Origin of the sequence: Pantoea sp. Lij88, assembly GCF_030062155.1 — a bacterium.
In the GTDB taxonomy this organism is placed as follows: domain Bacteria; phylum Pseudomonadota; class Gammaproteobacteria; order Enterobacterales; family Enterobacteriaceae; genus Pantoea.
In genome coordinates, this window is sequence record NZ_CP118269.1 from 94,246 (window position 1) to 117,650 (window position 23,405).

Sequence of the window (23,405 nt, forward strand, 5' to 3'; positions counted from 1 at the left end):
CCGTACCGAATCGCTTATTCCATGCCAAGCTCTTTCAGCTTGCGCGTCAGGGTGTTTCGTCCCCAGCCCAGCAAACGTGCCGCTTCCTGCTTGTGACCTTGCGTATGACGCAGCGCAGTGGTGAGCAGCGTGCGCTCCATCTCCGGCTGTGCTTCCGACAGCAGATTCTGATGACCGGAACGCAGGGCGCGGTCGGCCCACTGTGCCAGCAGCGTTGCCCAGCTATCAGGCAGCGACTGCACCGGATTTTCCGGGGTACTGGATTCAAACAGCTCGCCGGGCAGATCCTGAATCAGCACTTCCTGACCCGCAGCCATCACGGTCAGCCAGCGACAGGTGTTCTCCAGCTGACGCACGTTACCGGACCAGTGCAGCCGGGTTAGGGCTGTCTCAGTTTCCGGATGCAGAATCTTCGCTTCCACACCCAGCTCACGGGCCGCCACCTGCAGGAAGTAACGCGCCAGACGCGGGATATCCTCACGACGCTCACGCAGCGGCGGCAGATGCACGCGAATGACATTCAGGCGGTGGAACAGATCCTCACGGAACTTGCCTTCCTGCACGCGCAACTCCAGGTTCTGGTGGGTTGCCGCGATAATACGCACATCCACTTTCACCGGCGCATAACCACCGACGCGATAGAACTGACCATCGGCCAGCACGCGCAGCAGACGGGTCTGCACATCCAGTGGCATATCACCGATCTCATCCAGGAACAGCGTGCCGCCATCCGCCTGCTCAAAACGGCCCTGACGGATCTGGTTCGCCCCGGTAAAGGCGCCTTTCTCGTGACCAAACAGCTCTGACTCAATCAGGTCTTTGGGGATCGCCGCCATGTTCAGCGCGATAAACGGCGCTTTGGTGCGCGGGCTGTGGCGATGCAGCGCATGGGCCACCAGCTCTTTACCGGTTCCGGACTCGCCGTTGATCAGTACGCTGATCGAAGAGCGCGATAATCGTCCGATGATGCGGAACACATCCTGCATCGCGGGGGCTTCACCAATGATATCGGTGGTCGGTCCGCTGACCGGCTGATTACGCGGCTGCTGCTGCTCCTGATAGTGACTGATAGCACGCTCTACCAGCGCAACAGCCTCATCAATATCGAACGGTTTAGGCAGATAATCAAAGGCACCCTGCTGATAGGCGCTGACGGCCGCATCCAGATCCGAATGCGCTGTCATTATGATGACCGGAAGCATCGGATGACGCTGTTTAATCTGTTTCAGCAGCGCCAGGCCATCCATACCGGGCATGCGAATGTCTGACAATAAAACGTCCGGGGTTTTGGTTGAGAGGGCATCCAGCACCTCGCTAGCGCTATCAAAAGTCGCGCAGCTCAAACCGGCTCCAGTGAGCGCGCGTTCAAGCACCCAGCGGATGGAGCTATCGTCATCGACGATCCAGACTATCCCTCGTTGCATAGAAACCTCACTGGCGAATAGGCAGGTAAACCGAAAATTCGGTATGTCCCGGCCAACTGTTAAATTCTATTTTTCCTGAATGTTGATCAATCAGGCTACGGGCGATGGAGAGGCCTAAACCGGTTCCGCCTTCACGTCCGCTGACCATCGGATAAAACAGCGTATCCTGCAGCTGGGCCGGAATGCCGGGGCCATCATCTTCAATATCAATTCGTGCCACCAGGCGATAACGCGTGCCGTGCAGCGTCAGCTGGAAGGCCGTACGGGTGCGGATAATAATGGTGCCGCCTTCGTCGCCCAGCGCCTGAAGCGCATTGCGCACTACGTTAAGCAGCACCTGTTCGATCTGGTCGGGGTCGTGCGGCAGTTCCGGCAGGCTGGGATCATAATCCCGCACCAGCGAGACATTCTCCGGCAGCTCCATCGACACCAGATTAACCACCCGTTCAGCCACCTGATGAATGCTCTGTGTGATGTGCATGCCCGGCTGCTGTGGTCCTAACAGACGATCAACGAGATTCCGCAACCGGTCGGCCTGTTCAATAATGACTTTGGTGTATTCATTCAGCGAGGGATCGGGCAGGGCGCGGGATAAAAGCTGTGCCGCACCGCGCAATCCACCCAGCGGATTTTTAATCTCATGGGCCAGGCCGCGAACCAGATCGCGAGCGGCCACCTGCTGGGCGTGCTGTAACTGCTCCTGACTGAGGCGACGCTGATTATCCATCGGCGCCATTTCCATCAGAATTAAGCCATCGGGTAACCGCTGGGCGGTCAGCGACATAATATGTGCGCGACCATCTACCACCAGCGTGACCTCACTGTCAGTAAAGCCCTGGCCAGCCTCAAGACTCTCGCGCATCACCTCGATATTCAGCGAAAAGTAGCCGGTTAATTCCGGTAACGGCGTGCCGAACAGTTTGCGTGAGCTTTGCGCCAGTAATTGCTGCGCCGCCGGGTTGGCGTAATGAATAACCAGATCGTTATCCACCAACAAAATACTGTTGATTAAAGCGTTGAGAATCTGCCCTGCATCGGGCAGAGAGCCAGTTGCCATACAACGTTCCTCTGCACTAATTAGGTGCATTTTAGTCTTAAAGCCGAAAAGAGGGCGAATGAACGGTGAATTCGCGGAGAAAAAAGCCCATCCGAAGATGGGCTAAAAGTTTCCACGGCAACAAAATCGTTTGACCAGTTAAACGCTGTAGTACAGCTCGAACTCAACCGGGTGTGGCGTCATGCGAACGCGATCCATCTCTGCTTTACGCAGTTCAATGTAAGCATCGATCGATTCGTCAGTGAATACACCGCCACGAGTCAGGAACTCGCGGTCTTCGTTCAGTGCATTCAGCGCTTCTTCCAGAGAGCCTGCAACTTTTGGAATCTCAGCTTCTTCTTCCGGTGGCAGGTCATACAGGTTCTTATCCATCGCATCGCCAGGATGGATTTTGTTGATGATGCCATCCAGGCCAGCCATCAACAGCGCGGTGAACGCCAGGTATGGGTTAGCCGCTGGATCCGGGAAGCGCGCTTCGATACGACGGGCTTTCGGGCTGGCAACAACCGGGATACGGATTGAGGCTGAACGGTTACGGGCAGAGTAAGCCAGCATAACCGGTGCTTCGTAACCCGGGACCAGACGCTTGTAAGAGTTGGTCGTTGGGTTCGCCAGGGCGTTGATCGCTTTAGCGTGCTTGATGATACCGCCAATGTAGAACAGCGCCATTTCAGACAGGCCGCCGTACTTATCGCCGGCAAACAGGTTCTGGCCACCTTTAGAGAGTGACATATGGCAGTGCATGCCTGAACCGTTGTCGCCAAACATTGGCTTCGGCATAAAGGTCGCTGTTTTGCCGTAAGCGTGAGCCACGTTATGCACGACATATTTGTAGATCTGAATTTCGTCAGCTTTTTTGGTCATGGTATTGAAGCGGGTTGCCACTTCGTTCTGACCCGCAGTCGCCACTTCGTGGTGATGCGCTTCAACAACCAGGCCCATCTGCTCCATTGTCAGACACATAGCAGAACGGATGTCCTGTGATGAGTCTACTGGTGGAACCGGGAAGTAGCCGCCTTTCAGACCTGGACGGTGACCTTTGTTACCGCCTTCGTACTCTTTACCGGTGTTCCATGCCGCTTCGATATCATCGATAGCCACATGTGAACCGGAAGTCGATGAACCGAAACGGATGTCATCGAACAGGAAGAATTCTGGTTCTGGTCCAAACAGCACGGTGTCCGCGATGCCGGAAGAGCGCAGGTAATCTTCAGCGCGCTTAGCAATAGAACGTGGATCGCGGTCGTAGCCCTGCATAGTGCCTGGCTCAAGAATGTCACAACGGATGATCAGCGTAGAATCTTCGAAGAAAGGATCCATGACTGCCGTGGTGGCGTCAGGCATCAGCACCATGTCTGATTCGTTAATGCCTTTCCAGCCGCCAATAGACGAACCATCGAACATTTTGCCTTCTTCGAAGAAGTCAGCGTTAACCTGGTGAGCAGGGATCGTAACGTGCTGTTCTTTACCTTTGGTATCGGTAAAACGCAGGTCAACAAACTTAACTTCATGCTCGTTCATCATCGAGAGAACGTGTTCAGCGGACATACTCAACTCTCCTGGAAATGGTCTTTCATTATCTACATGGCGAGGAAACGTCGTTTCCGGAATCCGTTGCGGGAAAACCACTCCCTGACCAACCTCTTCCGGCACGCTCTTCAACCGACATCTGACTGGCGTTTACGCTTGATTTAGATAAAGCGAATTCTGTGCCAACTTTCCCGATGTTGCTTAAATCGCCTTGTGCTGCACCTTTTTGTCATAACGCGGCTGCACCACGGTGGTTTTGTTGCACCATTAAAGTGCTTTATGGTGATCTTGTGGCACTATTTTGGTGCGTAGGACCAACTTAGTGCATTTTCTGCACCGGGAACAGGGCAAATTTGCGTCTATTCAATAAACTTGCAGTGAAAAGTGTGATGGTGTTCAGTCTTTCGCTTAATCAGTGTACAATAACGCGCTATTTCTAATGCCTGAGGCAAAGCTGTGATCGAAAATTTGCGTAACATCGCCATCATCGCGCACGTTGACCATGGAAAGACCACCCTGGTTGACAAACTGCTGCAACAATCCGGTACTTTTGATGCCCGTACCGAAGCAACAGAGCGCGTGATGGACTCCAATGATTTGGAGAAAGAGCGTGGGATTACCATCCTCGCAAAAAACACCGCCATTAAGTGGAATGACTACCGTATCAACATCGTTGATACCCCGGGACACGCCGACTTCGGTGGTGAAGTTGAGCGCGTCATGTCCATGGTGGACTCGGTGCTGCTGGTTGTAGATGCGATGGATGGCCCTATGCCGCAAACCCGCTTCGTGACCAAAAAAGCGTTCGCGCATGGTCTGAAGCCGATTGTGGTTATCAACAAAGTAGACCGCCCTGGTGCGCGTCCGGATTGGGTTGTTGATCAGGTGTTTGACCTGTTCGTAAACCTGGATGCCACTGACGAGCAGCTCGACTTCCCTATCATTTTCGCCTCGGCGCTGAATGGTATTGCTGGTCTTGAGCACACCGACATGGCTGACGATATGACCCCGCTGTACCAGGCGATCGTTGACCACGTTGCGCCTCCGCAGGTTGAGGCTGATGCCCCACTGCAGATGCAAATCTCTCAGCTGGACTACAACAACTATCTGGGCGTGATCGGCATCGGCCGCATCAAGCGCGGTAAAGTTAAGCCTAACCAGCAAGTCACTATCGTCGATAGCGAAGGCAAAACCCGTAACGGTAAAGTCGGTAAAGTGCTGACTCACCTGGGTCTTGAGCGTATCGACAGCGAGCTGGCAGAAGCGGGCGATATCATTGCTATCACCGGTCTGGGCGAGCTGAACATCTCTGACACTATCTGTGATCCACAGAACGTGCAGGCGCTGCCAGCACTGAGCGTCGATGAGCCAACCGTAACCATGTTCTTTAACGTCAACACCTCACCGTTCTGCGGTAAAGAAGGTAAGTACGTGACTTCACGTCAGATCCTTGAGCGTCTGAACAAAGAGCTGGTTCACAACGTGGCACTGCGTGTTGAAGAAACTGAAGATTCTGACGCGTTCCGCGTATCAGGTCGTGGTGAACTTCACCTGTCAGTTCTGATCGAAAACATGCGTCGTGAAGGTTTCGAGCTGGCGGTATCCCGTCCGAAAGTTATCTTCCGCGAAATCGATGGCCGTAAACAGGAGCCATTCGAAAACGTTACGCTGGATATCGAAGAAACGCATCAGGGTTCCGTTATGCAAGCCATGGGCGAGCGTAAAGGCGATCTGAAAAACATGGATCCGGATGGCAAAGGCCGCGTACGTCTCGACTACGTGATCCCAAGCCGTGGCCTGATTGGCTTCCGTAACGAATTCATGACCATGACTTCCGGTACCGGTCTGCTCTACTCTACTTTCAGCCATTACGACGATATCCGTCCGGGCGAAGTAGGCCAGCGTCAGAACGGCGTACTGATCTCTAACGGTCAGGGCAAAGCGGTCGCGTTCGCGCTGTTCGGTCTGCAGGATCGCGGTAAGCTGTTCCTGGGCCATGGTGCAGAAGTCTATGAAGGCCAGATCATCGGTATTCACAGCCGTTCTAACGATCTGACAGTTAACTGTCTGACCGGTAAGAAACTGACCAACATGCGTGCTTCAGGTACTGATGAAGCAACGACCCTGGTTCCACCGCAGAAAATGACGCTGGAACAGGCGATCGAGTTCATCGATGATGACGAACTGGTCGAAGTGACTCCACTGTCAGTGCGTATCCGTAAACGTCACCTGACTGAAAACGACCGTAAACGTGCTTCACGTGGTCCTAAAGACGCATAATTGCGCCTTTAAATGATAAAGAGCCCCGCCTGCGGGGCTTTTTTTTTGCCTGAAATCCGGGATTCTCCAGCCGGGCCAGCGAATAGTTGTGGGCGTCGCTGCGCGCTTAACCCACCTGCCGGCGTTTACGCTTTTCTCTCCGCGAGTGCCTGTTCAGCCTGCACTTTTGCCGCTAGAGTGAATACTCCAGGGAACAGAAGGAGACACACCATGCTGTATATCTTTGATTTGGGCAATGTGATTATCGATATCGACTTTAACCGCGTGCTGGGTGTCTGGAGTGACTTCAGTCGTGTACCGCTGGCCTCGCTGCAAAGCCATTTCCAGATGGATGAAGCGTTTGAACAACACGAACGTGGCGAGATCAGCGATGAAGATTTCGCGCTGGCGCTGTGTGAAAAGCTGGAAATCGCGCTGAGCTATGAGCAGTTTGCGGCTGGCTGGCAGGCGGTCTTCGTTGATGTGCGTCCGGAAACCCTGGCACTGATGAACCGGCTGCGGCTGGAAGGTCATCGGGTGGTGATTCTTTCGAACACCAACAAACTGCATTGCGAATTCTGGCCGACGCAGTATCCGGACGTGCAGCAGGCGGCAGATAAAATCTATCTCTCCCAGGAGCTGGGCATGCGTAAACCGGAAGCCCGGATTTATCAGCATGTGCTGGACGCCGAAGGCGTGACTGCCGATCAGGCGGTGTTCTTTGATGATAATCCACAAAATATTGAGGCGGCCCGCGCCATGGGAATAGAAAGTGTACTGGTTACGGACAGTAAAACGGTACCCAACTGGTTTGCAGGTCTACAGTAGCTCATGATGTCACGTAAATTTCGTCCCGGGCTGCACGCGTTCTGGTTGTGGATCCGACTGTTGTGGAAACGCATTGATGAGGATGGCATGACGACCCAGGCCGGTAATCTGGCTTATGTCTCATTGCTGGCGCTGGTGCCGCTGATTGCGGTGGTGTTTGCCCTGTTTGCAGCGTTTCCGGTCTTCTCTGACATCAGCGTGCAGTTGAAGCAGTTTGTCTTTAACAATCTGATGCCCGCGGCCGGTAACACGCTGCAACGCTACCTTGAGCAGTTTGTTGCTAACGTAAACCGGATGACGGCGGTCGGGGCGGTCGGCCTGATCGTGACCGCCTTACTGCTGATGCATTCGGTCGATACCGCGTTGAATACTATCTGGCGCAGCAACAAGAAACGCCCGATGGTTTACTCCTTTGCGGTCTACTGGATGATCCTGACGCTCGGCCCGCTGCTGGCCGGTGCCAGCCTGGCGATCAGCTCCTATCTGCTGTCGCTGCGCTGGATTAATGCGACCGGCGTCACCAGTCTGGTCGATCAGATGCTGCGCATTTTCCCGCTTCTGCTGTCGTGGCTCGCCTTCTGGTTGCTCTACAGTATTGTTCCCACCCAGCGGGTGCCGCCGCGCGATGCGCTGATTGGCGCGCTGGTGGCCGGTGCGCTGTTTGAGCTGGGTAAAAAGGGCTTTGCGCTCTATGTTACGATGTTCCCTTCCTATCAGCTGATCTACGGCGTACTGGCCGTGATCCCCATTCTGTTTCTCTGGGTCTACTGGACCTGGTGTATTGTGTTGTTAGGCGCGGAAATAACCGTCGCGTTAGCCGACTATCGGCAATTAAAACAGCAGCACAAAGAAGAGCAACGCGAGGAAACATGATTGCATTGATTCAACGCGTGCAGCGCGCCAGCGTCAGCGTCGATCAGGACGTGATCGGCGAAATCGGTGCCGGCTTACTGATTTTACTGGGTGTGGAAAAGGGCGATGACAACGCGCGTGCGGAACGTCTCGCAGAACGCGTACTGGGCTATCGCATCTTTAGTGATGAGCAGGGCAAAATGAACCTGAGTGTCCGCCAGACGGGCGGAAGTGTGCTGGTGGTGTCGCAGTTTACGCTGGCCGCAGATACGCAAAAAGGGATGCGCCCCTCCTTTTCGGCAGGCGCGGAGCCTGCTGAAGCCGAACGTCTGTATGATTATTTCAGCGACTACTGTCGCCAGCAGGGGATTACAACGGCGAACGGCCGTTTTGCTGCAGATATGCAGGTCTCGCTGGTGAACGACGGGCCTGTGACGTTCTGGTTACAGGTGTGAGATCGCAAGCTGAGCGGCAGGGAACGGGCCACCTATCCGAGCGGGAGAAACATTACATGTATCACCTTCGCGTGCCACAGACGGCGGAAGAGCTGGATATCTATTATCAGTTCCGCTGGGAGATGTTGCGTAAACCACTGCGTCAGCCGCAGGGGTCGGAACGTGACGCCTGGGATGCCCTGGCGCATCATCAGATGGTGGTTGATGAGCAGGGAGATCCGGTCGCTATTGGCCGTCTCTATATTAATGCCGACAATGAGGCCGCTATCCGCTTCATGGCCGTGCATCCTTCGGTGCAGGGGAAAGGGCTGGGTACGCTGATGGCGATGACCCTGGAGTCCGTGGCGCGTCAGGAAGGGGCTAAGCGGGTAACCTGCAGCGCCCGCGAAGATGCCGTCGCGTTCTTCGCTAAGCTTGGCTACATCAACCAGGGCGAGATTACCGCGCCACAGACGACGCCGGTACGCCACTTTCTGATGATCAAGCCGGTGGTTACGCTCGACGATATCCTGCATCGCGCCGACTGGTGCGGACAGCTGCAGCAGGCCTGGTATGATCACATCCCGCTTAGCGAGAAAATGGGTGTGCGTATTCTGCAGTTTACCGGCCAGAAATTTATCACCACCATGCCGGAAGCGGGCAATCAGAATCCACACCAGACGCTGTTCGCCGGTAGTCTGTTCTCACTGGCCACGCTGACCGGCTGGGGATTGATCTGGCTGCTGCTGCGCGAACGCCATCTCGGCGGCACCATTATTCTGGCGGACGCGCACATTCGTTACAGCCATCCCATCAGTGGACGGCCTGGCGCGATTGCCGACCTCGGCTCACTCAGCGGCGATCTCGATCGTCTGGCGCGCGGACGTAAAGCGCGCGTGCAGCTTGAAGTCGAGCTTTTTGGCAATGATGAGTGTGGCGCGGTGTTTGAAGGGGTCTATATCGTCCTGCCCGCCGATCCGGATGGGCCGCTGGAAGAGGGCGGTTCGGGCGCACGTATCAATTAATCATAAGGGCCGCATCTGCGGCCCTTAATGTTATTAACGTACCTGGCCTGCCTGCATGGTCTGCTGCACCTGCTGGCTGTCTGTGGTCACCGACAGCGTGCCATTAACCGTCGGGCGCAGTGGCTGGCCTGCGGCTAATGCACCGCTCAGTTGCAGCTGCATATTACTGTCACCGGTTAATGGCAATGCGGGCCATCCCCAGTTCTGCAACATATTCACCGGTACTGCACGACCGGTCAGTTGTAGCGTCAGTGGACGCGCTGGCTGCTGGCCTACGGTAGCCGTCCCTTCCAGCAGCCCCTTATTACTGAACGCACTCAGCTCGGTAACCTGAATCTGCTGTGGGTCAGCACTCAGCGCAATCGACGGATGACGCAGATCGGTGCGGTTAAAGGTCGACTCTGCCGCATTCAGGCTGAGTTTACCCGACCAGATCCCCCACTGGTGCTGCTGCGCCAGCAGCAGGTTCTCGCCGGCACCATCCAGTGAGGTCAGCTGGAAGGGAAACGCCGGATTGATGTCGATAATCAGGTTACGGTTAGAGGAGAAACGCGTCACCTCTACGCTATCCAGCCACTTAGGCAGTGTCGCCTGCCAGCGGTCACGCCAGTCCTGCGGCAGGGTATATTCCAGTCCGGCAACGGCCAGATTTTTCAGCGTCAGGCGTTTATTGCTGCGAGACCAGTCACCGTCAGCCCGAATCACCCCGTTCGCCCAGCGTGAACTGAACTGCGTCAGCGCCAGACCCTGCGGTGAGAAATCCAGATTAACGATGGGATCATTAAGCTCGAATCCACCGTTGATGAAATTGCTGGCATTCAGCGCCAGCGAACCATCGTTACTCTGCCAGTCATCGCCCTGCCAGTTAACGTTTCTTAGCGTCAGATCCAGATCCGTCACCGCCCAGTCAGGCCCCTGCAGGCGCGCATCGGTCATGTCGAGTCGGGTAATAGCAATTGAGGGAACAGCCTGCAGGGTATGCAGGAAATCTTTCAGGCTGCTGGTGGTCTGCAGACGAATGTCGTTCAGTCGCAGCTGATTGATTTTCCAGTTGCCCTGGGCATCACGCTCACCGTTACCGGTCATGGAGCCGCGCGCCAGGTCGGCACCAATATTGTCAAAGCGCATCCGGCCCTGGGAAACACTGCCCTGAATCAGGACATTCTCCCCCGGCACCTTATTCAGCGTCATGCTGCCTGCGCTCATCTGGAAGCGGGCATCGCGACCCAGCATATCCAGGGCTGTAGGTTTCCACGGCAGAATGCCGCCATTAACCTGCTGAGCAAACAGCGGTAATGGGCTGTTGGGGCTGTCGATACGCATATTGTTGAGCTGCAGGCGATCGGCCTGAATCGGCAGCGCGCTGTCTGGCGTCAGATTAGCCAGATTCACTTCGCCATCGCGCAGCTCCAGGCTGCTGAAATGCAGCGGATCGCTGAACTGAATCAGCGCCAGACCGAGATCGACCCGTTTCGCCACCAGAACCGCAGGCTGCCCATCGTGACCAAAGCTGAAGTCATCCAGAATGATATGAGAGGGAGAGGAGAAATTGTGTTCAATTTTACTCAGGGAGAGATGCCATTCGGTTTTATCGCTCACCCAACGGCTAAACCAGCCTGCACCCCACTGTGTCTGCAGCAGTACATAGATCACGACCAGGGTGAAAAGCAGCAGCAAAAGTAAGGTGAGGAAAAACTTTCCAAGAAATTTCATAGCATCCTTCCCGAGTTAAATCCGGTGAGAGGTTGTTATGCCTGAATTACCGTTACAGCTCAACAGCCTGGATGTAAATCCGAATAATTAGCAGGCAGGCCGAAGCCTGCCCGTGGCCTTACTTCTCTTGCGGGAAAATCAGGTTGAGCACGATTGCGGTAATGCCGCCCGCTGCAATGCCGGAAGAGAGCAGGGTTTTCAGCCAGTCAGGCGCAAACTGCAGGATCAGCGGCTGCTGGGAAACGCCCAGGCCCACCGCCAGTGACAGCGCGATAATCATGATGGCGCGACGGTTAAGCGGCTCGCGTGACACGATGCGAACGCCCGAGGCGGCGATGGTGCCGAACATCACAATCGTTGCGCCACCGAGCACCGGTTCAGGGATCATCTGCACCAGACCGCTGACGGCCGGAAACAGCCCCAGCACAATCAGCATCAGCGCCACAACAAAGCCCACGTAGCGGCTGGCAACGCCGGTTAACTGAATCACGCCATTGTTCTGACCGAAGCAGGAGTTAGGGAAGGTATTAAACAGTGCGGAGACAAAGGAGTTGAGGCCGTTCGCCAGCACGCCGCCTTTCAGGCGTTTCATATAGAGCGGTCCGCTGACCGGCTGTTCCGACACATCTGAAGTGGCGGTGATATCGCCGATGGTCTCCAGGGAGGTCACCATAAACACCAGCATCAGCGGGATAAGCAGATTCCAGTCGAAGCCCAGTCCGTAATAAAGCGGGGTCGGTACCACGATCAGCGGCTGGTTAGCGGGGAGAGCGGCTGCAGGCAGCATCCCCATCGCCCAGGCCAGCAGATAGCCCACCGCCATCGCAATCACCAGAGAGGCGACGCGCAGGTAAGCGTTCTTCTGGCGGTTAAGCAGCACGATCACCAGCAGCACGGCACCGGCCAGCATCAGATTTTTCGGTGCGCCAAAGGTATGGTCGTTCATCGCGCTGAAACCGCCGCCAATCGAGGTCAGACCTACCTGAATCAGCGACAGGCCGATGATCATCACCACAATACCGGAAACCAGCGGCGTGATGATCCGGCGGGCCAGGTGTAATACGCGTGACAGCACCATTTCGGTACAGGAAGCCACCATCAGCGTGCCAAACAGCGCCGCCATCATGGTGGGCACGTCAGCACCACCATTTTTCAGCGCCATCCCACCCATAATCAAAGGTGTGACGAAGTTGAAGCTGGTGCCCTGAATCGACAGCAGACCCGAGCCCACAGGCCCCCAGGTTTTGATTTGCAGCAGAGATGCCACGCCCGAAGCAAACAGTGACATGCTGATAACGTGCCGGGTATCTTCTGCGGGCAGACCCAGCGCCTGACAGATCAGAATGGCTGGCGTGATGACTGCGACAAACATCGCCAGCAGATGCTGCCCGGCGGCAAACAGCGTTTGCGGCAGAGGTGGACGATCTTCAAGACGATAAATCAGTTCGCTTTGCGTGGCGGAAGGCTGGTCTGGCTGAGGATTGGTGGACATCTTCTGTTCTTCCCAAAAAATAATGTGGCGATTGTAATCAACCACCGGGTAAAAGCAATCGTTTGCCCGGCGAGGATAAAAAAGGCCGATTCAGGGGGAATCACTCAGACGTTGGTAAAACGGGTGTTCTCTGGCAGCCAGCGTTCAATCAGGGCGCTGGCCTGCTCGGGATAGTGCTGGTGGATGTGGCGTGCCACACGCTGAACTTCAGGCACCATCGCTGCATCGCGCAGCAGGTCGGCCACTTTAAATTCGGCGTTGCCGGTCTGACGCGTACCCAGCAGTTCACCCGGCCCGCGAATCTCCAGATCGAACTGGGCAATCACAAAGCCGTCATTGCTGTCGCGCAGTACCTGCAAACGTTTCTGTGCCGTCTTGCTCAGCGGCGCTTTGTAGAGCAGCACACAGTGCGACGCCACGGCGCCACGACCTACACGGCCACGCAGCTGATGCAGCTGCGCCAGTCCTAACCGCTCCGGGTTCTCGATAATCATCAGGCTGGCATTCGGCACGTCCACGCCGACCTCAATCACGGTCGTCGCTACCAGCAGCTGCAGTTCATTGGCTTTAAACGCCTGCATCACCGCCTGTTTTTCCGCGGGTTTCATACGGCCATGCACCAGTCCGATATTTAAGTCGGGCAGCGCGGTTTTCAGGGATTCCCAGCTGGCTTCTGCCGCCTGGGCTTCCAGCAGTTCCGACTCTTCAATCAGCGTGCAGACCCAGTAGGCCTGACGACCTTCGCGGCAGGCATGCTCAACCCGCGCCACAATTTCCTCGCGTCGCGTATCGGGGATGGCGACGGTCGTCACCGGTGTTCGACCCGGCGGCAGCTCATCGATGGTTGAGGTATCGAGATCGGCATACGCGGTCATCGCCAGGGTGCGCGGAATGGGTGTGGCGGTCATGATCAGCTGATGCGGATGGAAACCCTGCTCTTCGCCTTTTTCCCACAAGGCCAGTCGCTGGTGGACCCCGAACCGGTGCTGTTCATCAATAATGACCAGCGCCAGACCGTTGAACTGTACCTGCTCCTGAAACAGAGCGTGTGTGCCCACGACCATCGCCACCTGACCACTGGCTATCGCTTCCTGCTGGGCCTGGCGGGCTTTGCCTTTCTGTTTCCCGGCCAGCCAGCCTACTTCAATGCCCAGCGGCGCAAACCACTGGCGGAAGTTACTGGCGTGCTGTTCAGCCAGCAGTTCGGTCGGCGCCATCAGCGCAACCTGTTTGCCATGGGCGATAACGTTCAGTGCAGAGAGCGCTGCAACCAGTGTTTTGCCCGAGCCGACATCGCCCTGCACCAGCCGCATCATCGGGAAATCATTGGCCAGATCTTTCTCTATCTCCGCCACCACGCGTTTCTGCGCATTCGTTGGCGAGAAGGGCAGCGCGGCCAGCAGTTGATCACTGAGATTGTGTCGCGGCGGCATCGGTAACGCGTAATAGCGCTGCGCACCGGCGCGCACCGCCAGCATGCTGAGGTTGTGCGCCAGCAGCTCTTCCAGAATCAGCCTGCGTTGAGCAGGATGACGGCCACTTTCCAGCTCGCTGAGCCGGAGATCGGGCGGCGGACGATGCAGTGTGCGCAGCGCATCAGGCAGGCTGATCAAGCCGCCGCTCAGTTCCTTCGGCAGCAGCTCGGCAATCGGGCAGCTTTCCAGCAGCGTCAGCGCCTGGTCGGTGAGATTACGCAGCGTGGCCTGTCGGATGCCTTCGGTGGTGGGATAAACCGGCGTTAAGGTCTCTTCCAGCGTCACATTGCTCTGTTCGCCCTGGATGCGGTATTCGGGATGAATAATCTCGGCGCCACGCTGACCGCGCTTAATCTCACCATAGGCGGTGACGCGGCGGCCCGGCGACAGGTTGTTCTTCATCCCGGCATTGAAATTGAAGAAGCGCATCGTCAGCACACCGCTGCCATCGCTGATCTGGCACACCATCATCCGGCGGCGACCAAAGGTGATATCTGTGTGCAGCACTTCGCCTTCTACGGTGGCCCAGATACCGGGCAGCAGATCATCAATGGCATAGAGTTGGGTGCGATCTTCGTAGCGTAGCGGGAGATGGAGCAGGAGATCCTGAATGGTGTGCAGGTCAATTTTGGCCAGTTTAGCTGCCTGGCTGGCACCGACGCCGGTCAGGGTACTGAGCGGGATGGCATCCAGCAGACGGCCTTTCATCTTCTTTTACCGGTCGACTGCATGGTTGCCCACCAGCTGGGATCGGCCTCGACTTCACCCTGCGCATTGATGCGCGGATAAGGCAGACCTTTCTGTTTTGCGACCCGCGCCAGCACCGGGAATCCGCCTTCGAACAGCAGACGTTGCTGTTCATCTTCATCCAGCAGGCTGTAATCACGCAGGTAAAGACCGGCGTTCTGACGCTGCCGCTGGGCTTCATAGAGGATTAGCGCGCAGGCGACCGAGACATTCAGCGACTGCACCATACCCACCATAGGAATCACAATCTGCCGATCGGCCAGCGCCAGGGCATCTTCGGTGATGCCGGTTTTTTCCTGACCCATCAGGATGCAGGTCGGAAGGGTATAGTCGATCTCACGAAAATCCACGGCATCGGCGGAGAGATGGGTCGCCAGAACCTGCATCTTCTGCTGTTTAAGCTGTTTTACGGCATCGCCGATGGTGGGATGGGTGACCACTTTTACCCAGCTGTTGCTTCCGGCAGACGCGGACGCCTGCGTGCGCATCCGCTGGCTCGGCCAGACGGCATGCACTTCGTGGATGCCGACGGCGTCGGCCGTGCGGATCACCGCGGAAACATTGTGCGGTTTATGCACCTGCTCCATGCAGACCGTCAGGTCGTGCTGGCGCAGTGCCAGCATCGCCTGAATCCGGGCAAAACGTTGATCGTTCATGCCTAGTTACGGTTACGGTGGACTTTGATCACATCCGGCATCACGCGAATTTTACGCATGATATTCGCCAGATGGACGCGATCACGTGCGGTCAGGCGGATAAAGGCGCTGTAGACACGGCCATCGCGCTCTTCGGTATTCAGGCTCTGAATATTGGAACCGGCCGTGTTGATTGCCGCCGTCAGGTTCGCCAGCGCGCCCTGATGGTTAAACATGTCGACTTTGATTTCCGCCACGAACTCCTGCTCGGTGACTTTGTCCCACTCGACCGGCATGAATTTTTCCGGCTCTTTCTGGTAGCCGCGAATATTGCGGCAGGATTCATGATGCACCACCAGCCCTTTGCCAGGACTGACATGGGCCACAATCGGGTCACCGGGAATCGGTCGGCAGCATTTAGCGAAGGTAATCAACACGCCATCGGCGCCTTTAATCGGCAGTTTACCGCGCTTGCTGTTACTGCTGATCGCGTTGCTGTCAGCCTGCAGCAGGTTTTTCGCCACCACCACGCTCATTGCATTGCCCAGACCGATTTCCGCCAGCAGATCGTCTAGCGAGGTCAGCTTCATACGATCCAGCTCCTGCCTGATATTTTCAGGCGGGATCTCAGCCAGTTTACGGCTGCCGCCCAGCGCATGGCTGAGCAGGCGGCGACCCAGATTGACGGAGTCTTCGCGCTTGAGGTTTTTCAGCAGCTGGCGAATTTTGGCGCGGGCTTTGGAGCTCACGACAAAGTTGAGCCAGGCGGCGTTAGGACGGGCGCCTGGCGCAGTAATGATCTCAATCGTCTGACCGCTGGTCAGGGATTGCGACAGCGGATAAGGCTGACGGTCAACGCGAGCGCCGACGCAGGCATGGCCGATATCGGTGTGAACCGCATAGGCGAAGTCTACCGGTGTCGCGCCGGTTGGCAGCTCAACAATGCGGCCTTCAGGCGTAAAGACGTAAATCTCATCCGGGAAGAGATCGGACTTCACGCTTTCAATAAATTCAAACGAACTGCCCGCACTCTGCTGCAGCTCCAGCAGGCTTTGCAGCCAGCGCTGAGCGCGAATCTGTGCGGTGGTGCCACTTTCGCCCGCCTGTTTGTAAGCCCAGTGCGCAGCGACCCCCATTTCCGCCATCTGATCCATATCCTCGGTGCGAATCTGCACTTCAACCGGCACGCCGTGCGGACCGATCATGGAGGTATGGAGGGATTGATAGCCGTTGGCCTTGGGGATGGCGATGTAATCTTTCACGCGGCCCGGACGCGGCTTATATAAGCTGTGCATCTGGCCCAGAACGCGATAGCAGGTATCCAGATCTTTCACGATGACGCGAAAGGCATAGATATCCATGATCGAGTGAAAACGCTGCTCTTTCAGCGTCATTTTGCGGTAAATCGAGTAAAGATGCTTTTCGCGACCGCTGACGCGGCAGGGAATGCCCGCTTCCTGCAAACGGCCATCGATCTCAGAAAGAATCTTCTGGATCATCTCTTTACGATTACCACGCGCGGCTTTCACCACCTCTTTAATCACCCGATAACGATTCGGGTAGAGGGCCTCAAAACCCAGCTCTTCCAGCTCCGTTTTAAGATGATGAATACCCAGGCGGTGCGCCAGCGGACTGTAAATCTCTAACGTTTCCAGCGCGATGCGGCGACGTTTGTCCGGGCGTAATGACCCGAGGGTGCGCATATTGTGGGTGCGGTCAGCCAGCTTGATGAGAATGACGCGGATATCCTGCACCATCGCCATAATCATCTTGCGGAAGTTCTCTGCCTGCGCTTCTTTCTTGTCGCGGAATTTCAGCTTATCCAGCTTGGAAACGCCTTCGACCAGCTCCGCCACACTTTTACCGAACAGCTGTTCCATGTCCTGATAAGTGGCTGGCGTATCTTCGATCACGTCATGCAGCAGCGCGGCCATGAGGGTTTCATGGTCGAGCTTCATTTCCGCCAGAATACAGGCCACGGCAACCGGATGGGTGATATAAGGCTCACCGCTGGAGCGTGTCTGTCCCTCGTGGGCATCACGTGCGACAAGGTAGGCTTGCTGGAGGCGCTTGATCTGCTCCTCTGGCAAGTATTTTTCAATCAGTTGATTGAGACTTTCAAACAGATACAAGGGCGACCTGCAGGTGGCTGTTAACGACGACCTTCAGCGATAGCGGTAACGGCCTGTAACTCAGCGGCTTCCTGCTCTTGCTGTTCCTGACGATCACGCACATCTAAAATCTGATTGGTGACCAAACCTTCTTCGATTTCGCGCAGGGCGATAACGGTAGGTTTATCGTTCTCTTCCGGAACCAGCGGATCTTTACCGCCAACCTGCATCTGACGTGCACGACGTGCAGCGACCAACACCAGGTCAAAACGATTACCAACTTTTTCTACTGCGTCCTGAACGGTTACGCGTGCCATAGGTGTGCTACTCCACAGATGAAGAAATGACTGCGCATCATACTGAAACTGTATTCAGACTGCCAACAGTTTGCTGATTAAAGCATCGTGACGCGCCTTCTGACGCGCCATACGCAGACGTTCTGCGCGAATAATGGTTTTCAGATCGGACAGCGCCAGATCAAAATCATCATTCACAATTAAATAGTCATACTCGGCGTAGTGGCTCATTTCCGCTACTGCCTGAGCCATGCGACGCGTGATGACCTCTTCGCTGTCCTGGCCACGACCGCGTAAACGGCGATCGAGCTCTTCTTTCGAAGGCGGCAAAACAAAGATGCTGCGTGCGCCAGGCATTTTAGCGCGGATTTGCTGCGCACCCTGCCAGTCGATGTCGAGAAACACGTCAACGCCGGTTGCCAGCACCTGCTCAATAGCATGGCGCGACGTCCCGTAATAGTTGTCGAAAACCCGGGCATGTTCGAGGAAAGCATCTTCCGCGATCATCTGCTCAAATTCATGTTTCTCAACAAAAAAGTAATGTTCGCCATGGGTTTCACCCGGACGCATACCGCGCGTCGTGTGCGAAACAGAGACCTGCGTGTCATACAACGGCTGGGTCTTTAACAGTGCCTGAATCAGGCTGGATTTCCCTGCACCGCTGGGAGCAGAAACAATATAGAGCGTGCCTTGAGCCATGGTTTTCTTGAATTGATTAAAAGCGGAGTCGATTTCCTGCACAGTATACACAGCTTCCCGTTGCCACGCAGCGTTTGCGCAGCGGCAACCCTCAACTTTTGCGCAGTTTCGCGCAAATGGCTGTCGGACGGCTGTAATTCCCCCCTTATTGCCACGGTATCCCTTCCGCAACCGAACCTCGCCTCTGGCTGACGCTAACGCATTGATGTTGAATGCCGCAAAACATCAGAGGAAAGCGTATGAAAGGATTCGGCTGGCCGCTGTTTGCGGCTGTTCTGTGTTTCGTCCTGTGGCCTGCGCATAGCGCCGTTTGTCCGGTCTGGACACCCACACGGGCAATCGAAGAGATCCACCATCTGCAACAGCAACTGCGACACTGGGATGACGCTTACTATCGCCAGGGGCAGAGTCCGGTGGCTGACGCGGATTATGACGCTCTGCAGCAGCGCCTGATTCAATGGCAGCGCTGTTTTAGCGCTTCTCAGCCCGCTTACACACCGCAACTGCCGGGCAAGGGTGAGCACCTTCATCCGGTCGCCCATACTGGCGTAAAAAAGATGCGCGACAAGCTGGCACTGGCTTACTGGATGCAGGGACGACGCGATCTCTGGGTGCAGCCAAAAGTCGATGGCATTGCTGTTTCACTGGTGTATCGCCACGGCAGGCTGGTTTCGCTTTTAAGTCGTGGCGATGGATTGCGCGGTGAGGAGTGGCTGGCTAAAGCCGCCTGGATCCCGGCCATTCCGCTGCATATCGAGACCCGTCTCGACGAAGTGGTGCTGCAGGGTGAGCTATTCCTGTCGATGACCGGTCATCAACAGGCAGTGGATGGCGGTAAAAATGCGCGCTCACAGGTGGCCGGGGCCATGATGAGTAAACAGCGGGTTCCCCTGCTGGATTCGCTCGATATTTTCATCTGGGCCTGGCCAGATGGCCCCGCCACCATGACGGAACGCCTTGCGCAACTCAGCCGCTGGGGACTGGGCGTTGCGGAAAAATGGAGTCACAGCGTCAAAGATGAAGAGGACGTCGCACGCTGGCGGGAGCGCTGGTTTCATGCTGCGCTGCCCTTTGTCACGGATGGCGTGGTGGTTCATCAGAGCCTGCGACCTGCGGGCAAAAACTGGCTGCCGGGAGAGGGAACCTGGGCCGTTGCCTGGAAATATCAGCCTCCTGAAGTCAGCGCGGAGGTACTCTCCGTCGATTTTCCTGTTGGCCGCACCGGGAAAATCGCGGCAGTACTTAATCTGCAGCCGGTGCAGCTGGATGATAAGACGGTCAGGCGGGTTAATGTTGGGTCGCTGCGTCGCTGGCAGGAGAGCGATATCGTGGCGGGCGATGTGATCGCGCTGAGTCTGGCGGGGCAGGGAATTCCCCGGCTGCAGCGGGTAATCTGGCGTGTAGCAGAGCGGCATTACCCTCAGCCTCCCGACGCGTCGCGTTATACGCCGCTGACCTGCTACACCTTCAGCGCTGAGTGCCAGAAGCAGCTACTGGCAAAATTACGCTGGCTCAGCCAGAAAACGGTGCTGAACATTCCGGGTGTAGAGCGCGGCACCTGGCTGCGCTTACTGGAAACCGGCAGTATGACGCATCTGTTCGGCTGGCTGACGCTCACACCGGAACAGATTGCCGCCGCAACGGGCCTGTCTCCGCAGCGGGCGGGTCAGCTCTGGCACCGTTTTAATCTCACCCGGCAACAGCCGTTTCGACGCTGGGTGGATGCCTTAGGCGTTTCACTGCCGCGAAAGGCTCTGATGTCGCTGCCCGATCAGCAGTGGGAGCGCTTAATGCAGCGGGATGTTAAGGGGTGGCAGGCTTTACCCGGTGTTGGTGAGGCGCTGGCAAAGCGCCTGGTTGCGCAGTTTCATGATGCACGGGTGCAGGCACTGATCGCGTTTCTGCAACAGCAGGCTATTCCTGCCTCCTCAATGCTCGGGATGGGGATAGTTGAAAATCGGCAAACCGAGGCGGAAGCGCAGCGCCAGTAAGCGGGCAAAGAAGCCAAACAGCAGGGTAATGATAATCACCGCCTCATGCGCCAGCGTGGTTTTCAGCAGCAGGATATACATCCAGCCAGAGGCGAAAGCGATACCGGCGTAGAGTTCCTTCTGGAACACCAGCGGAATGCGGTTACAGAACATATCACGCAGTACGCCGCCAAAGACGCCGGTAATCACCGCGCTTATCGCGGCAATGATCATGGCGTGTCCTGAGTCGAGCGCAACCTGTGCGCCAATAATAGAGAAGACCACCAGTCCCAGCGCATCGAGCACCAGGAACACTTTGCGCAGGTGCGTCATCAGAGGCGCCAGGAAAGTGGTGATGACCGCCGCTGCCGCCACAATCATGATGTATTCAGGATTTTTCACCCAGCCCAGCGGATAGTGACCCAGCAGGATGTCGCGCACCGAACCACCGCCAATCGCGGTCACTGACGCGATAATAATGACACCGAACAGATCCATTTTGCGGCGACCCGCCGCCAGCGCACCTGTCATCGCCTCAGCAGTAATACCAATGATGTAGAGAACGGTCAGTAACATAGCAGACTCCAGTAAAACGGCGGCAGGGTGACGGCATTGCCTGAGAGACGGCGACGGAGATTTTCTGGCGATCGGCGTCCGGGATTAGCGCAGTTTATACCAGCCAGCCCCGTCCTCAGCATAGAAAGACTTTTTTGCGAAGAGACTGTGGTGAATACCTGTGGAAAATGGAGATAAAAAGTGTACAGCGGGTGTATGCGCAGCGGCCTGATGTTTTACGGACCTGGACGGACGGGAGATTATCCGACCGTGCCCGTCAGACAGCGGCAGGACGAAAGTCAGGTTATAGAGAAGATAAAAAGGGGATGCAGCTGATAAAGAAACGAATGAGTCAGGGAAATAAAACGACAGATTTAATAAAAAGAAAAGGCGTGCTGGTTAACAGCACGCCAACGCATCATTTCTGATGCTCAGAGCCCACCATACAGACTTATTTTATTATTTGTTTCTTGCACGAACTTTAGCAAATGCATTCAGGCTAAAGTGGTATTCCGGCTGGAACCATGAACGACCATAGTAGCAGTAAATCAGCATGCGAATGGATGCCATCGCAAGGTAACCCCAAATCGCACATAATACTGAAGGTGTCAGCCAGACGGTAAATAAAGTTACGGCAAGTCCGGCTAATACTGAGGAGGTTTCAGCAAAAGCGATACGGGTATATTGTTTTTCGCGCTGTAATATTGCACGGTAATGCTGGCCCTGTGGGATGATAATAAACACCACTGAGACCATCTGCAGCATTAATGCCAGTTGAGGTTGATCAAACAGGCTGTTCAGCAGGTGGCTGGCCGTAAATAACAGTCCAAATACCGCGACACCCATCAACATATTACCCCAGTAGATCGTGGAGAGGTCGTTGATAGAGAGCATACAGCGGCGGATCAGCGTATTCGAGAAGCCACGATCGGCCAGCGTATCGATAGCCAGTAAAGCAATCACGGCAATCGCCAGCAGGTTCAGTTCATTCGCCTGCAGAATCTGGGCCAGCAACGACAGTTGCAGTACGCCAATGCCAATAATTTTGATTGAAGAGAGCAGAGACCATTTTGCGCTATTAAGACTGCTTTCACGTATTGCCATAATATACTCGTTAGAGTCCATCGACTCTGTGAGAATTAAAGTGTTGTGTAACGGCAAGGAGAGGTTGCTGTGACACCGTTGATAAGTGCAATTTTCCCGGCCGAAGTCCTGAAAAATCTTCTCAGGCTTGCCATGTTATTATGGGTTTAATCAAATGATGCCCGGATAAAATAGATATCCCTGGTAAATTTTTTGTTTCGTGTCATGGCGGAATCCTCTGCAGCTAATAAGAATTCCGCCAGATCACGAATAAATCCTGTTGTAGTTTTATATTCTCCTGCCAGCATCCTTGCGGCAATCTCAACGCATTCTTTTCCTGATAACAGGGGATGTGTTGAGCGGTCCATGACTTTTTTACTGCTTTATCATTATGGGTATTGCTGTGTGTGGAATGATTTATACATTGTTTTATTTAATTTAACACCATAAGAAAAGTCTGATTACGCGACCGCAGAAATAAATGGTTTCACTCTATGCATGAAAAATATTAAATCCCCAGCAGGGCAGTAATAAACGATTGTTGATGATTAATGTATGCGTCAGAGAGAAAGTGTTCGTGCAGAAGGTGAAGAGGCCTGTAATCAGGGAAGATCGCCAGCCTGTCGGGTGATTTTGCCAGGAATTTTCCTGGCAGCAATGCTTAAGCAGGCCTGGTGGTAGAGGCGTAATGAGGATGAGCAATCAGATAAGTGCTTTATGCATTATCGTTGGAAGTTTTTCTATTTTTTTTCATTAACGGCCAGCGATAAGTACAGAGAAAAAAGTGAGCTAAGTCATTGATTTACTGTGTCAGGAGCTGGTTGAGTTTCTCCAGATCGTTGCTAACCCATTCAATATCCTGCTTAAATCGCTCATCTGAAGTAAATGGCTGGCGATAAACCGTCACCATCACCTCGGCACCCTGTTCGTTCGCTATCACGCGCATCGGCACGTAGATCTCCTTGCCTGAGCCGCTATCAATCCAGTGATCCATCACGCCAAACGGATTATGTGGCGAGAACCGAATCTTCACATTGCCCTGCGGGCCTTTAGCACGCCAGCGGTTGCCATCGGGTTCCAGTGCGCTTTGCGTCAGCCCGGAAGCCCACTTTGGAAAAAATTCCGGCTTCCAGATGGTTTCATAAAGATCTAACCACTGACGTGGAATCGTCAGGCTCAGCGTGCGCGAGGAGAGCATGTAACCTCCGGTGGATAAGCTA

20 protein-coding genes are annotated in these 23,405 nt (G+C 55.3%); 6 read left to right on the forward strand and 14 right to left on the reverse strand.

Annotated features, from left to right (window positions below):
* Positions 1 to 14: 14 nt before the first annotated feature.
* The 3 genes from glnG to glnA form a co-directional block, all read right to left on the reverse strand.
* Entirely contained in the window at positions 15 to 1,424 is a 1,410-nt protein-coding gene (gene glnG / locus PU624_RS04285; RefSeq protein WP_010258440.1) for a nitrogen regulation protein NR(I), read from the reverse strand.
* Positions 1,425 to 1,431: 7 nt separating this feature from the next.
* The gene (gene glnL / locus PU624_RS04290; RefSeq protein ID WP_111142116.1) at positions 1,432 to 2,481 is read right to left on the reverse strand and encodes a nitrogen regulation protein NR(II); all 1,050 of its coding nucleotides are present in this window, start codon (positions 2,479 to 2,481) and stop codon (positions 1,432 to 1,434) included.
* Between the two features lie 138 nt (positions 2,482 to 2,619).
* Positions 2,620 to 4,029 carry a glutamate--ammonia ligase gene (glnA, locus tag PU624_RS04295; protein WP_013359533.1) on the reverse strand — a complete coding sequence of 470 codons (1,410 nt, stop codon included), beginning with the start codon at positions 4,027 to 4,029 and terminating at the stop codon, positions 2,620 to 2,622.
* A 438-nt stretch (positions 4,030 to 4,467) separates the two neighbouring features.
* Here glnA and typA point away from each other — a divergent pair, with 438 nt between their 5' ends.
* The 5 genes from typA (at position 4,468) to fabY (ending at position 9,409) form a co-directional block, all read left to right on the forward strand.
* Positions 4,468 to 6,291 (forward strand): ribosome-dependent GTPase TypA, encoded by a 1,824-nt coding sequence (gene typA / locus PU624_RS04300; protein WP_283546713.1) that lies wholly within the window; start codon positions 4,468 to 4,470, stop codon positions 6,289 to 6,291.
* A 210-nt stretch (positions 6,292 to 6,501) separates the two neighbouring features.
* Positions 6,502 to 7,098: a glucose-1-phosphatase gene (gene yihX, locus PU624_RS04305; protein ID WP_283546714.1), complete on the forward strand. Its 597-nt coding sequence runs from the start codon at positions 6,502 to 6,504 to the stop codon at positions 7,096 to 7,098.
* Between the two features lie 3 nt (positions 7,099 to 7,101).
* A complete protein-coding gene (locus PU624_RS04310) occupies positions 7,102 to 7,971 on the forward strand; it encodes a virulence factor BrkB family protein (RefSeq protein WP_283546715.1) in 870 nt (289 codons plus the stop codon).
* Positions 7,968 to 8,405: a D-aminoacyl-tRNA deacylase gene (gene dtd, locus PU624_RS04315; protein WP_283546716.1), complete on the forward strand. Its 438-nt coding sequence runs from the start codon at positions 7,968 to 7,970 to the stop codon at positions 8,403 to 8,405. Before PU624_RS04310 ends, dtd begins: the two co-directional genes overlap by 4 nt.
* Before the next feature lie 56 nt (positions 8,406 to 8,461).
* On the forward strand, positions 8,462 to 9,409 hold the full coding sequence (gene fabY / locus PU624_RS04320) for a fatty acid biosynthesis protein FabY (RefSeq protein ID WP_090967234.1): 948 nt from the start codon (positions 8,462 to 8,464) through the stop codon (positions 9,407 to 9,409).
* A gap of 33 nt (positions 9,410 to 9,442) precedes the next feature.
* Here fabY and PU624_RS04325 read toward each other — a convergent pair whose 3' ends face one another.
* The 7 genes from PU624_RS04325 to gmk form a co-directional block, all read right to left on the reverse strand.
* A complete protein-coding gene (locus tag PU624_RS04325) occupies positions 9,443 to 11,122 on the reverse strand; it encodes an AsmA family protein (RefSeq protein ID WP_283546717.1) in 1,680 nt (559 codons plus the stop codon).
* Positions 11,123 to 11,240: 118 nt separating this feature from the next.
* Positions 11,241 to 12,614, reverse strand: a complete 1,374-nt coding sequence (locus PU624_RS04330; protein WP_283546718.1) for a uracil-xanthine permease family protein — start codon at positions 12,612 to 12,614, stop codon at positions 11,241 to 11,243.
* Positions 12,615 to 12,718: 104 nt separating this feature from the next.
* Positions 12,719 to 14,797, reverse strand: coding sequence for an ATP-dependent DNA helicase RecG (gene recG / locus PU624_RS04335; protein WP_283546719.1), 2,079 nt, complete (start codon positions 14,795 to 14,797; stop codon positions 12,719 to 12,721).
* Positions 14,794 to 15,492: a tRNA (guanosine(18)-2'-O)-methyltransferase TrmH gene (gene trmH, locus PU624_RS04340; protein WP_283546720.1), complete on the reverse strand. Its 699-nt coding sequence runs from the start codon at positions 15,490 to 15,492 to the stop codon at positions 14,794 to 14,796. Before trmH ends, recG begins: the two co-directional genes overlap by 4 nt.
* A gap of 2 nt (positions 15,493 to 15,494) precedes the next feature.
* Positions 15,495 to 17,603, reverse strand: coding sequence for a bifunctional GTP diphosphokinase/guanosine-3',5'-bis pyrophosphate 3'-pyrophosphohydrolase (gene spoT, locus PU624_RS04345; protein WP_283546721.1), 2,109 nt, complete (start codon positions 17,601 to 17,603; stop codon positions 15,495 to 15,497).
* A gap of 20 nt (positions 17,604 to 17,623) precedes the next feature.
* The gene (rpoZ, locus tag PU624_RS04350) at positions 17,624 to 17,899 is read right to left on the reverse strand and encodes a DNA-directed RNA polymerase subunit omega (protein ID WP_003851346.1); all 276 of its coding nucleotides are present in this window, start codon (positions 17,897 to 17,899) and stop codon (positions 17,624 to 17,626) included.
* Positions 17,900 to 17,953: 54 nt separating this feature from the next.
* A complete protein-coding gene (gene gmk / locus PU624_RS04355) occupies positions 17,954 to 18,577 on the reverse strand; it encodes a guanylate kinase (RefSeq protein ID WP_033743562.1) in 624 nt (207 codons plus the stop codon).
* A gap of 239 nt (positions 18,578 to 18,816) precedes the next feature.
* Here gmk and ligB point away from each other — a divergent pair, with 239 nt between their 5' ends.
* Positions 18,817 to 20,568, forward strand: coding sequence for an NAD-dependent DNA ligase LigB (ligB, locus tag PU624_RS04360; RefSeq protein ID WP_283546722.1), 1,752 nt, complete (start codon positions 18,817 to 18,819; stop codon positions 20,566 to 20,568).
* Here the strand turns inward: ligB and PU624_RS04365 are convergent.
* The 4 genes from PU624_RS04365 to PU624_RS04380 form a co-directional block, all read right to left on the reverse strand.
* A complete protein-coding gene (locus PU624_RS04365) occupies positions 20,506 to 21,123 on the reverse strand; it encodes a trimeric intracellular cation channel family protein (protein WP_283546723.1) in 618 nt (205 codons plus the stop codon). The genes ligB and PU624_RS04365 overlap by 63 nt on opposite strands.
* A 438-nt stretch (positions 21,124 to 21,561) precedes the next feature.
* Positions 21,562 to 22,206 (reverse strand): oligosaccharide flippase family protein, encoded by a 645-nt coding sequence (locus PU624_RS04370; RefSeq protein WP_283546724.1) that lies wholly within the window; start codon positions 22,204 to 22,206, stop codon positions 21,562 to 21,564.
* Positions 22,207 to 22,352: 146 nt separating this feature from the next.
* Complete coding sequence (locus tag PU624_RS04375; RefSeq protein WP_283546725.1) at positions 22,353 to 22,553, reverse strand: hypothetical protein; 201 nt, start codon at positions 22,551 to 22,553, stop codon at positions 22,353 to 22,355.
* A gap of 434 nt (positions 22,554 to 22,987) precedes the next feature.
* Positions 22,988 to 23,383, reverse strand: coding sequence for a polyketide cyclase (locus tag PU624_RS04380; protein ID WP_136196385.1), 396 nt, complete (start codon positions 23,381 to 23,383; stop codon positions 22,988 to 22,990).
* Positions 23,384 to 23,405: the final 22 nt, after the last annotated feature.

Excerpts from the sequence above, each read along its gene's own strand:
- yihX (WP_283546714.1), top strand. The coding sequence starts at position 6,502 with ATGCTGTATATCTTTGATTTGGGCAATGTGATTATCGATATCGACTTT.
- PU624_RS04370 (WP_283546724.1), bottom strand. The coding sequence starts at position 22,206 with ATGGCAATACGTGAAAGCAGTCTTAATAGCGCAAAATGGTCTCTGCTC.
- glnL (WP_111142116.1), bottom strand. The coding sequence starts at position 2,481 with ATGGCAACTGGCTCTCTGCCCGATGCAGGGCAGATTCTCAACGCTTTA.
- recG (WP_283546719.1), bottom strand. The coding sequence starts at position 14,797 with ATGAAAGGCCGTCTGCTGGATGCCATCCCGCTCAGTACCCTGACCGGC.
- PU624_RS04365 (WP_283546723.1), bottom strand. The coding sequence starts at position 21,123 with ATGTTACTGACCGTTCTCTACATCATTGGTATTACTGCTGAGGCGATG.
- PU624_RS04325 (WP_283546717.1), bottom strand. The coding sequence starts at position 11,122 with ATGAAATTTCTTGGAAAGTTTTTCCTCACCTTACTTTTGCTGCTGCTT.
- rpoZ (WP_003851346.1), bottom strand. The coding sequence starts at position 17,899 with ATGGCACGCGTAACCGTTCAGGACGCAGTAGAAAAAGTTGGTAATCGT.
- dtd (WP_283546716.1), top strand. The coding sequence starts at position 7,968 with ATGATTGCATTGATTCAACGCGTGCAGCGCGCCAGCGTCAGCGTCGAT.
- fabY (WP_090967234.1), top strand. The coding sequence starts at position 8,462 with ATGTATCACCTTCGCGTGCCACAGACGGCGGAAGAGCTGGATATCTAT.
- gmk (WP_033743562.1), bottom strand. The coding sequence starts at position 18,577 with ATGGCTCAAGGCACGCTCTATATTGTTTCTGCTCCCAGCGGTGCAGGG.
- PU624_RS04310 (WP_283546715.1), top strand. The coding sequence starts at position 7,102 with ATGATGTCACGTAAATTTCGTCCCGGGCTGCACGCGTTCTGGTTGTGG.
- PU624_RS04380 (WP_136196385.1), bottom strand. The coding sequence starts at position 23,383 with ATGCTCTCCTCGCGCACGCTGAGCCTGACGATTCCACGTCAGTGGTTA.
- glnG (WP_010258440.1), bottom strand. The coding sequence starts at position 1,424 with ATGCAACGAGGGATAGTCTGGATCGTCGATGACGATAGCTCCATCCGC.
- ligB (WP_283546722.1), top strand. The coding sequence starts at position 18,817 with ATGAAAGGATTCGGCTGGCCGCTGTTTGCGGCTGTTCTGTGTTTCGTC.
- glnA (WP_013359533.1), bottom strand. The coding sequence starts at position 4,029 with ATGTCCGCTGAACACGTTCTCTCGATGATGAACGAGCATGAAGTTAAG.
- PU624_RS04330 (WP_283546718.1), bottom strand. The coding sequence starts at position 12,614 with ATGTCCACCAATCCTCAGCCAGACCAGCCTTCCGCCACGCAAAGCGAA.
- trmH (WP_283546720.1), bottom strand. The coding sequence starts at position 15,492 with ATGAACGATCAACGTTTTGCCCGGATTCAGGCGATGCTGGCACTGCGC.
- PU624_RS04375 (WP_283546725.1), bottom strand. The coding sequence starts at position 22,553 with ATGGACCGCTCAACACATCCCCTGTTATCAGGAAAAGAATGCGTTGAG.